This is a genomic window from uncultured Thiohalocapsa sp., from assembly GCF_913063425.1.
GTDB lineage: Bacteria > Pseudomonadota > Gammaproteobacteria > Chromatiales > Chromatiaceae > Thiohalocapsa.
In genome coordinates, this window is sequence record NZ_CAJXYK010000097.1 from 1 (window position 1) to 7,475 (window position 7,475).

Here is a 7,475-nt window from a genome sequence, read left to right on the forward strand (position 1 = left end):
CGCAGCCAGGCGCCGCGCGGGGCGTGCCATGGCGGCCGTAGCGGCGTTCACCCGGATGGTGGCGCGAGAAGTACTCCGGAAGTCTGCGAGGCTCAGGCATTTGCATATGCGTTGAAGCGGTCAACTGCTCTTTCTAGGGTTACACCTCGGTGCGTCGGGGCGCGGACATCCGCGCGGTGTCAATGCGGTATCACGTCCGCCAGATCCAGCGGCGCTGTCAGCGCGCGTCCGTCCAGCAGCACGCGGCCGGCGTCATCCAGGCGCAGCCGGCCGGTGGCAAACCAGCGCACGGCGAGGGGGTAGATGCGGTGCTCCTGCGCCAGCACCCGGGCGGCCAGGCGCTCGGCGTCGTCGCCCGGCAGCACGGGCACGCGCGCCTGGAGCACCGCCGGGCCGCCGTCCAGCTCGTCGGTGACGAAGTGCACCGTGGCGCCGTGCTCGGTGTCGCCGGCGTCGAGTGCCCGCTGGTGCGTGTGCAGCCCGGGATACTTCGGCAACAGCGAGGGATGGATGTTGAACATGCGCCCGTGGAAGCCGGCGACGAAGCCCGGGGTCAGGATGCGCATGAAGCCCGCCAGCACCACCAGGCCCGGATCGACTGCTTCGAGCAGCGCCGACAGCGCCTGATCGTACGCCGCCCGGGTGGGGAAGTCCTTGTGGCTCAGCACGCGGGTGGGGATGCCGGCCGCAGCGGCACGCGTGAGCCCGTAGGCATCCGCGCGGTTGCTGATGACGGCCCGGATGTGGATGGGCAGCTCCCCCGCCCGTTGTGCGTCGATCAACGCCTGAAGGTTGCTGCCGCCGCCGGAGATCAGCACCGCAACGGGCAGCGGTGTGTCGCCGGCGTCACCGGCCACCCGCGTACTCCACCACGGGGGTACCCTGGTGCGGCTCCACCCGGCCGATGATCCAGGCCTGCTCGCCCGCGGTGCGCAGCAGCCCGCAGGCGCCGGCGGCACGGTCGGCGGCGACGCAGGCGATCATGCCGACACCGCAGTTGAAGGTGCGCAGCAGCTCTGCCTGGGCGATGTTGCCGGCGTCCTTGAGCCAGCGGAACACGGGCGGCGGCGTCCAGGTGCGCAGATCGATGACCGCGCGGGTGCCCGCCGGCAGTACCCGCGGCAGGTTGTCGGTGATGCCGCCGCCGGTGATGTGGGCCAGGGCATGCACGCCGCCGTGGCGGATCAGCGCCAGCGCGGGCTTGGCGTAGATGCGGGTGGGCGCGAGCAGGGCGTCGCCGAGGGTGAGGGCCGTCCCGGTCTCTGCATCGGACTGGATGGCGGCTTCAGGGTCGGCTGCGGCCGGCTCCAGCGGGTCATCGAGGTCCGCACCGCTCGCCTCCAGCACCCGGCGGATGAGCGAGAAGCCGTTGGAATGCGGGCCGCTGGAGGCGAGCGCGATGAGGGCATCGCCGGGCTTCACGCGGCCGGGCTCCAGGATGGCGTCCTTCTCCACGATGCCCACGCAGAAGCCCGCGAGGTCGTAGTCGCCGGCGCCGTACATGCCTGGCATCTCGGCGGTCTCGCCGCCGATCAGCGCACAGCCGGCGCGCTTGCAGCCCTCGGCGATGCCCGCCACCACCGCCGCTGCCGTGTCCACGTCCAGCTTGCCGGTGGCGTAGTAGTCCAGAAAGAACAGGGGCTCGGCACCGCAGACCACGATGTCGTTGGCGCACATGGCCACGAGATCGATGCCCACGCCGCCGTGGCGCCCGGCGGCCACCGCGAGCTTGAGCTTGGTGCCGACACCGTCGGTGCCGGACACCAGCACCGGATTGCGGTAGCCCGCCGGCAGCTCGAACAGCCCGCCGAAGCCGCCGAGGCCGGACAGCACACCGGGCCGGCGCGTGGCCGCCACCGCGGGCTTGATGCGCTGGACCAAGGCCTCGCCGGCGTCGATGTCGACACCCGCGTCGCGGTAGGTGAGGGATTCGCTGGTCATCGCTGGCGCCTCGGCTGCGGCAATGGGTCGGAGCGGGGGTGGGAGCGGGGATGCCCGGCGGGTGCGCCGCCGAAGCGTCTATTCTCGCACGCGCGCCGCCGGCGGCAACCGCGGCCGCTGCCGACATTCCGCCGGTCCGGCAATCGGCGTATCAGGCGCCCGGCCGACAGGCATCACCGGTGTGCAGGGGCCACGGACAAAGCGCCGAGAAGCGGCTCAGAAACGGCGGCAGCATGGCCAAAGGTCCCGGTGGAACGGCGAAGCGCATCCCCCGCGGGGACTGGGCGTTTCACTCGAGAATGCGCATGTCCTTGCTGAGCGGCGTCGGCGCCTGCTTTTTCGTCGGGCTCGGCTCGGCGCGCTCCGGCGAGCCCCGGCGCAGCCGCGCTTCCACGCGGATGGCTGCCATGCGCTTTACGTCATTGACGGCCGGATACAGCGGGAAGTACTGATCCACCTCCACCGCATGCCGCTTGGCCGCGATCTCCAGGCGCTCCCGGACAGCCCGGGGCAGGCCATGCAGCAGCAGCAGGATGGGCGCCGTGCGCAGCAGGTAGCGCTGGCAAAGGTCGTGCTCCGGGTCGGACTGCCAGTCCTCGCGCACCAGCAGCGGCGGAAAGTCGCCGGCGTCGCCGGGTGCCCGCTCGACCCAGACGGTGCGCGGCTGAGGGCCGGCCCGGTTGGTCACCATCTCCTGAAAGCGGTGATTCACCGGCGGCTCCTGGCGCGCCTGCTCCGCTGCCGTCGAGTCGATCCGGAGCTTGGAATGGGGCAGTGCCGTCCAGCCGCTTTTCGTCGGGTACGTGGACATCTGCGCGGCTTCGCAGCAGGAAAAGATCAGCGCGAGCGGGGACTCGTCCCGGCCGTCCAGCAGCCAGTACTCGAACACGTCCGCGGCGGGAAAGGGGACCGTCGCCGAGCGCAGAAAGTCCGCCAGCTCGTCGATGCACGCGGCCACCTGGTCGGCGTCCAGCACCGCCGGCAGCACATAGGGCGTGAGACGGCCGTCCTGGATGTGGGCAACCCGGTAGTAGCCCCGGTCCAGCGCATAGCCGAGCGGCATTTGCGGCTGGCCCTGGCCCTGGCCCTGGCTGCGCCGCGGCACGTAATGCACCTCCCAGCTCACGCCGTCGAAGCTCTGCGCCCGCGCGCGTTCCGACTGGGCGATCTGCACGACGCCGGAGAAGGGCGGCAGCAGCCGCTGGGAGTAGGCTCGGATGCTGGACATGATGGCCTTGGGGCTCGGGGCCTCGGTTCTGTGTGGTCATCCTTGAAGGTGACGATGTGCGTGGCGACTCAGTCGGCAGCCGCCTCCAGCACGGTGGCATCAGCATATAGACCCCCCGCAGGATGGCAAGCCGGCAATCGTAAGGCGCTGCCGGGCCTGCGGGGGCTCACGTATCATGCCGGCACTGGTCCACAGCCCTCTCCGGAGAATGCCGAAATGCTCTGTCTGCGCGGTGCGCCCGCCCTGTCCGCCTTTCGTCTGGCCAAGTTGGAGGAGCGCCTGCGGGCGGAGGGCCTGCCCGACGCGCGGCTGTCGGCGGTTCTGGTGCACTTCGCGGATGTGTCGCGCGATCTCACCGCGGGGGAGAGGGCGGTGCTGGAGCGGCTGCTGCGCTACGGTCCGGCGGTGGATGGCGGCGTGGAGATTGGCGCGGAGACCGGTACGCAGACCGGGGCTGAGGCCGGCGCAGAGACGGGGGGGCGGCTTCTGCTGGTGGTGCCGCGGCCCGGGACCATCTCGCCCTGGTCGTCGAAGGCGACGGAGATCGCCCAGCACTGCGGGCTGGATGCGGTGCGACGCCTGGAGCGCGGCATCGCCTTCCAACTGGGCGCCGCCGACCTCGGCGATGCGGCCGTCAAGACGGCCGCCGCCCTGCTGCACGATCGCATGACCGAGGCGGTGCTTCGCGACTTCGCCGAGGCCGAGGCCCTGTTCGCCCACGCCGAGCCGAGGCCGCTGGGGCGGGTGGATGTGATGGCGGGCGGGCGCGACGCGCTGGTGGCGGCGAATGCCGAGCTCGGCCTCGCGCTGTCCGATGACGAGATCGACTATCTGATCGCGAGCTTCGGCGCCCTGGGCCGCAACCCCACCGATGTCGAGCTGATGATGTTCGCGCAGGCCAACTCCGAGCACTGCCGGCACAAGATCTTCAATGCCGACTGGGTCATCGACGGCGCGCCGCAGCCGGGCTCCCTGTTCAGCATGATCCGCCACAGCACCGCGCAATCCCCCGCCGGCGTGCTGTCCGCCTACAAGGACAACGCGGCGGTCATCGAAGGCTGGCCTGGCCGGCGCTTCCTGCCGCAGCCCGCAACCGGCCAGTACCGCCCGAGCGCGGAGCCGGTGCACATCCTGATGAAGGTGGAGACCCACAACCACCCCACGGCCATTGCGCCCGACCCGGGGGCGGCCACCGGCGCCGGCGGCGAGATCCGCGACGAGGGCGCCACCGGCCGCGGTGCCAAGCCCAAGGCGGGCCTGTGCGGCTTCTCCGTGTCCAACCTGCGCATCCCCGGTGCCGAGCGGCCCTGGGAGGCGGGGCAGGACTGGGGCAGGCCGGGCCGGATGGTCTCGGCGCTGGACATCATGCTGGAAGGGCCCATCGGCGCCGCCGCCTTCAACAACGAGTTCGGCCGCCCGAACCTCGCCGGCTGGTTCCGCACCTTCGAGCAGCGGGTGCCGACGGCCGCCGGCGGCACCGAGCTGCGCGGCTATCACAAGCCCATCATGCTCGCCGGGGGCCTCGGCAACATCCGCGGCGAGCATGTCCAGAAGACCGACTTTCCCGCTGGCACGCCGCTCATCGTGCTGGGCGGGCCGGCGATGCTCATCGGCCTCGGCGGCGGGGCGGCCTCCAGCATGGCCAGCGGCGCGTCGGCGGCGGACCTGGACTTCGCGTCCGTGCAGCGGGCGAACCCGGAGATGCAGCGCCGCTGCCAGGAGGTCATCGACCGCTGCTGGGCCCGCGGCGACGACAACCCCATCCTGTTCATCCACGACGTGGGCGCCGGCGGCCTGTCCAACGCCCTGCCGGAGCTGGTGCACGACGGCGCCGTCGGTGCCGATGGCGCCGATGTCGGTGGGGGCGGCGGGGCGACCTTCGAGCTGCGCCGGGTGCCCAACGCCGACCCCGGCATGTCGCCCATGGAGATCTGGTGCAACGAGGCGCAGGAGCGCTATGTGCTGGCGGTGGACCAAGCGCGCCTCGACGACTTCGCCGCCATCTGCGAGCGCGAGCGCTGCCCCTATGCCGTCGTCGGCAGCGCTGAGCCCGAGCCGCAGCTGCGGCTCACCGACGCGGAGCTCAACGAGGCGCCCATCGACATGCCCATGCAGCTCCTCTTCGGCAAGCCGCCGAAGATGACCCGCGACGTCATGCGGCTGCCGGCGCCGTCGGAACCCTTCGACCCGGCCGACATCGACCTCCCCGAGGCCGTGCGCCGCGTGCTGCGGCTGCCGGCGGTGGCGGACAAGACCTTTCTCATCACCATCGGCGACCGCACCGTCACCGGCCTTGTCGCCCGGGACCAGATGGTGGGCCCCTGGCAGGTGCCCGCGGCCGACTGCGCCGTGACGCTCACCGACTACGACGGCCGCACCGGCGAGGCCATGGCCGTCGGCGAGCGCACGCCGCTGGCGCTGCTGGACGCCCCCGCCGCCGGGCGCATGGCCGTCGCCGAGGCCATCACCAATATCGCCGCCGCGCCCATCGACAAGCTCGGCGACATCAAGCTCTCCGCCAACTGGATGGCCGCCGCCGGCCACGTCGGCGAGGACGCCCGGCTCTACGACACGGTGCGCGCCGTGGGCCAGACGCTCTGCCCGGCGCTCGGCATCGCCATCCCCGTGGGCAAGGACTCCATGAGCATGAAGACGGTCTGGCAGGGGGATGACGGCGAGCAGCACGCCATGGCGGCCCCGCTGTCGCTCATCGTCTCCGCCTTCGCGCCGGTGACGGATGCTGCAAGGAGTCTGACCCCCCAGCTGCGGGCGGAGCCGGATGCGGCGCTGGCGCTGGAGGACACGGACCTGGTGCTGGTGGATTTGGGATGCGGACAGGACCGCCTCGGCGGGTCCTGCCTCGCGCAGGTCTTTGGCCGCCTCGGCAGCGCGCCGCCGGACCTGGATGACCCGGCGCTGCTGCGGGGCTGCTTCGCCGCCGTGCAGCAGCTCAATGCCGAGGGCCGCCTGTTGGCCTACCACGACCGTTCCGACGGCGGGCTGCTGGTGACCCTCGCCGAGATGGCCTTCGCCGGGCGCTGCGGTGTGGACGTGGACCTGGCCCTGCTGCCGACGGGCAGCGAGGCGGCGCGTGCGCGCGAGCCGCTGGCGGCGCTGTTCAGCGAGGAGCTGGGCGCGGTGCTGCAGATTCGCCGCTCGGAGCGCGCCGCCGTGCTGGGCTGCCTGGCGGAGCACGGTCTCGCCGACTGCGCCGCCGTCATCGGCCGGCCCACGGCGCTGGAGCGGGTTGTGATCCGCAACGGCATCCACCGGCCGCTGGATGCGAGCCGGGCGGAGCTTCAGCGCCTGTGGTCCGAGACCAGCTGGCAGATGCAGCGCCTGCGCGACAATCCCGACTGCGCCGACGAGGAGCACGCCCGCATCGACGCCGAGGACCCGGGGCTGCACGCTGCCTTGGGCTTCGCGCCCGCGGACGACATCGCCGCGCCCTTCATCAGGACCGGCGTGCGGCCGAAGCTCGCGGTGCTGCGCGAGCAGGGCGTCAATGGTCAGGTGGAGATGGCAGCGGCCTTCCACCGCGCCGGCTTCGACTGCATCGACCTGCATATGTCGGACATCCTGGCCGGCCGCCGGGACCTCGCCGACTTCAAGGGCCTCGCCGTCTGCGGTGGCTTCAGCTATGGCGACGTGCTGGGCGCCGGCGAGGGCTGGGCCAAGACCATCCTGTTCAACCCCCGCGCCCGGGAGCAATTCCAGGCGTTCTTCGAGCGCACGGACACCTTTGCGCTCGGGGTCTGTAACGGCTGTCAGATGCTCGCCAACCTGCGCGAGCTGATTCCGGGCGCCGGGCACTGGCCGCACTTCGTGCGCAACCGCTCCGAGCAGTTCGAGGCCAGGCTGGCGCTGGTGGAGGTGCTGGAGACGCCGTCCGTGCTGCTCGCCGGCATGGCCGGCTCGCGCCTGCCCATCGCCGTCGCCCACGGCGAGGGCCGCGCCGAATTCTGGGATGCCGGCCACCTCGCCGCCGCTGCGCCCTACACCGCGGTGCGCTACGTGGAGAACACGGGCGTGCCGGCGCAGCGCTACCCCGCCAACCCCAACGGCTCACCCGGCGGCATCACCGGTCTCACCACGCAGGACGGCCGCGTCACCATCCTGATGCCACACCCGGAGCGGGTGTTCCGCAGCATCCAGCATTCCTGGTGCCCGGACGGCTGGGGCGAGGACGGGCCCTGGCTGCGGCTGTTCCGCAATGCGCGGGTGTGGGTGGGCTGAGAGGTTGTGAAGAAACCCACCGACCTACTGCGGACGCCTCCGGACGCGCCCAGCGGCGTTGCGCAGAGCC

The 7,475-nt window shown here is 71.9% G+C and carries 4 protein-coding genes; 1 reads left to right on the top strand and 3 read right to left on the bottom strand.

Annotation, left to right across the window (positions count from 1 at the left end; translation table 11 throughout):
* Positions 1–179 precede the first annotated feature (179 nt).
* The 3 genes from purN to QZ607_RS25340 all read right to left on the bottom strand — a co-directional run bounded on the left by purN (position 180) and on the right by QZ607_RS25340 (position 3,169).
* Complete coding sequence (gene purN, locus QZ607_RS25330; protein WP_295888928.1) at positions 180–857, bottom strand: phosphoribosylglycinamide formyltransferase; 678 nt, start codon at positions 855–857, stop codon at positions 180–182.
* The gene (gene purM / locus QZ607_RS25335; protein ID WP_295888930.1) at positions 847–1,941 is read right to left on the bottom strand and encodes a phosphoribosylformylglycinamidine cyclo-ligase; all 1,095 of its coding nucleotides are present in this window, start codon (positions 1,939–1,941) and stop codon (positions 847–849) included. The genes purN and purM overlap by 11 nt, the downstream gene beginning before the upstream one ends.
* Positions 1,942–2,230: 289 nt before the next feature.
* Positions 2,231–3,169, bottom strand: coding sequence for a hypothetical protein (locus QZ607_RS25340; protein WP_295888933.1), 939 nt, complete (start codon positions 3,167–3,169; stop codon positions 2,231–2,233).
* A 216-nt stretch (positions 3,170–3,385) separates the two neighbouring features.
* Between QZ607_RS25340 and purL the strand changes: the two genes are divergently transcribed.
* Positions 3,386–7,405: a phosphoribosylformylglycinamidine synthase gene (gene purL, locus QZ607_RS25345; protein WP_295888935.1), complete on the top strand. Its 4,020-nt coding sequence runs from the start codon at positions 3,386–3,388 to the stop codon at positions 7,403–7,405.
* The last annotated feature ends 70 nt before the right edge of the window (positions 7,406–7,475 follow it).

Excerpts from the sequence above, each read along its gene's own strand:
- purL (WP_295888935.1), top strand. The coding sequence starts at position 3,386 with ATGCTCTGTCTGCGCGGTGCGCCCGCCCTGTCCGCCTTTCGTCTGGCC.
- purM (WP_295888930.1), bottom strand. The coding sequence starts at position 1,941 with ATGACCAGCGAATCCCTCACCTACCGCGACGCGGGTGTCGACATCGAC.
- QZ607_RS25340 (WP_295888933.1), bottom strand. The coding sequence starts at position 3,169 with ATGTCCAGCATCCGAGCCTACTCCCAGCGGCTGCTGCCGCCCTTCTCC.